This is a genomic window from Streptomyces sp. MB09-02B, from assembly GCF_033794485.1.
Lineage (GTDB): Bacteria > Actinomycetota > Actinomycetes > Streptomycetales > Streptomycetaceae > Streptomyces.
On sequence record NZ_JARGEE010000735.1, the window covers coordinates 1 to 2,424 of the forward strand.

General features: G+C 71.9%; 2 protein-coding genes. One reads left to right on the forward strand and one right to left on the reverse strand.

The genetic code is table 11. From position 1 onward, the window contains the following. Positions 1-221: 221 nt before the first annotated feature. Positions 222-1,133, reverse strand: a complete 912-nt coding sequence (locus tag P1P70_RS43445; RefSeq protein ID WP_319247855.1) for a hypothetical protein — start codon at positions 1,131-1,133, stop codon at positions 222-224. Between the two features lie 71 nt (positions 1,134-1,204). Between P1P70_RS43445 and P1P70_RS43450 the strand changes: the two genes are divergently transcribed. Further along, on the forward strand, positions 1,205-2,137 hold the full coding sequence (locus P1P70_RS43450; RefSeq protein WP_319247857.1) for a Ppx/GppA phosphatase family protein: 933 nt from the start codon (positions 1,205-1,207) through the stop codon (positions 2,135-2,137). Positions 2,138-2,424: the final 287 nt, after the last annotated feature.

Consider the following 2,424-nt stretch of genomic DNA (forward strand, 5'->3'; position numbering starts at 1 on the left):
GGGGATGAGGAGTGAGGGAACCAGGGCGCCAGGGAGGGAGCGCGGAGGAGGGGCGGGACGTCTGTTCACCGCGCCAGGGGAGGCTGTCCGACGGCTCGTCCGACGGCCCGCCGGAGGAGGCGGTTGCGGGCGGGGCGCCCGAGGGAGCGGTGGCCGACCGCCCGTCGAAGCACCGACCCGCCCACCGACCACCGCCCGCCTGTCGGCTTACCGCCCCCCGCTCACCGTCCCGCGGGACTCGTCGGACTCGTCGGGTCCGCCGGGTGCGGTGCCACCAGGGGCAGGCGGGACGCCAGTCGCTGTTCGCACAGTTCGACCAGACGGTCGTACCCCTCCTTGCCCATCAGCTCGATCAACTCCGGGCGGTACGAGACGTACACCGGGTCGCCCGCGCCGTGCGCCGACGTCGCCGAGGTGCACCACCAGTGCAGGTCGTGACCGCCGGGGCCCCAGCCGCGACGGTCGTACTCGCCGATCGACACCTGGAGCACCCGCGTGTCGTCGGGCCGGTCGATCCAGTCGTACGTGCGGCGGATCGGCAACTGCCAGCAGACGTCCGGCTTCGTCTCCAGCGGCTCGCGGCCCTCCTGGAGCGCGAGGATGTGCAGCGAGCAGCCCGCGCCACCGGCGAAACCCGGTCGGTTCTGGAAGATGCACGACCCCTTGTACGGGCGGGTCTGACGGTCGCCGTCCTCGTCCTTCGAGACCCAGCCCGTCTCCGTGCCCACATCGTGGAACTGCCAGATCTCCGGAGTGAGCCTCGCCACATGTTCGGCGACGCGCTTCTCGTCGTCCTCGTCCGAGAAGTGGGCACCCAGGGTGCAGCACCCGTCGGCCGCGCGGCCCGCCTGGATGCCCTGGCAGCCGCTGCCGAAGACGCAGTTCCAGCGAGAGGTCAGCCATGTCAGATCGCAGCGGAAGACCTGCTCGTCGTCCGCCGGATCAGGGAACTCCACCCACGCGCGCGCGAAATCGAGCCCTTTCTCGTCCGGCGCGGTGGACTCCGCCGAGCCCTTGGTCGACTTCGGGGGCCTGGTCGCCGCCTTCGCCCGCGAAGAGCCGCCGGCCGCAGCCGTCCCCGACGCCGCTCCCGCTGCCGACTTGTCGGCCTTTGCCTTTTTCGTCTTTGGCACCCGTCCAGGGTACGGCGCCCGAAGCCGCATCGAGGACGGCGCACGCCTCCGCTGGCAGTAGCGTTCCGTACATGAGACTCGGTGTCCTCGACGTGGGATCGAACACGGTGCATCTGCTGGTGGTGGACGCACACCCGGGCGCGCGCCCCCTGCCCGCGCACTCGCACAAGGTTGAGCTGCGCCTTGCCCAACTCCTCGACGAGGCCGGGGCCATCGGCCCCGAAGGGGTCGACAAACTCATAGCCGTCGTTCACGAGGCGCTCCAGGCCGCCGAGGACAAGGGCGTCGAGGAACTGCTCCCGTTCGCCACGTCGGCCGTGCGGGAGGCCAGCAACGCCGACGAGGTCCTCACCCGCGTCAAGGACGAGACCGGCGTGGAACTCCAGGTCCTCACCGGCGCCGAGGAGGCCCGGCTGACCTTCCTCGCCGTACGCCGGTGGTTCGGCTGGTCGGCGGGCAAGCTGCTCGTCCTCGACATCGGCGGCGGCTCCCTGGAGATCGCCTACGGCATAAACGAGGAGCCCGACGCGGCCGCCTCGCTGCCGCTCGGCGCCGGCCGCCTCACCGCCGGCTGGCTCCCCGGCGACCCGCCCACCCCCGACGACATCCGGGCGCTGCGCCGCCACGTCCGGGCCCAGATCGCCCGTACGGTCGGGGAGTTCAGCCGCTTCGGGGCCCCCGACCATGTCGTCGCCACGTCCAAGACCTTCAAGCAGCTCGCCCGTATCGGCGGCGCCGCCCGTTCCGCCGAGGGGCTCTACGTCCAGCGCGACCTCAAGCGTGAGGCGTTGGAGTCCTGGGTCCCCAAGCTCGCCGGCATGACCACCGCCCAGCGGGCCGCCCTGCCCGGCGTGTCGGAGGGGCGGGCCAACCAGCTCCTCGCGGGTGCGTTGGTGGCGGAGGCCGGCATGGATCTGTTCCAGGTGGAGACGCTGGAGATCTGTCCCTGGGCGCTTCGGGAGGGTGTGATCCTGCGGCGGCTGGACCACATGGGTACGGCGTAGGTCTCAGCAGGTGGGGTGCGTGGTGGGTGGCGTGGTAGGTGGTCTGGTGCGGGTGCGGGTGCGGGTGCGGGTGGGGGTGCGGGTGCGGGTGCGTGGGGCTTCTCGCGCCGTGCCCGCGCCCCTGAAGATCAGGCCCCTCCGGGCCTGAAAGACCCGGCCCCCCGGGCCTGAAAGGCAACGGGCCTCCTGGATGCAAGGCACCGGGGGTAGCCCCCGTTTTTCAGGCCACAGGGGACTCCCGCCGCAGTCCGCCACCCGGACCCGGTGCCACCACGTGCCGAAACCCC

Excerpts from the sequence above, each read along its gene's own strand:
- P1P70_RS43450 (WP_319247857.1), top strand. The coding sequence starts at position 1,205 with ATGAGACTCGGTGTCCTCGACGTGGGATCGAACACGGTGCATCTGCTG.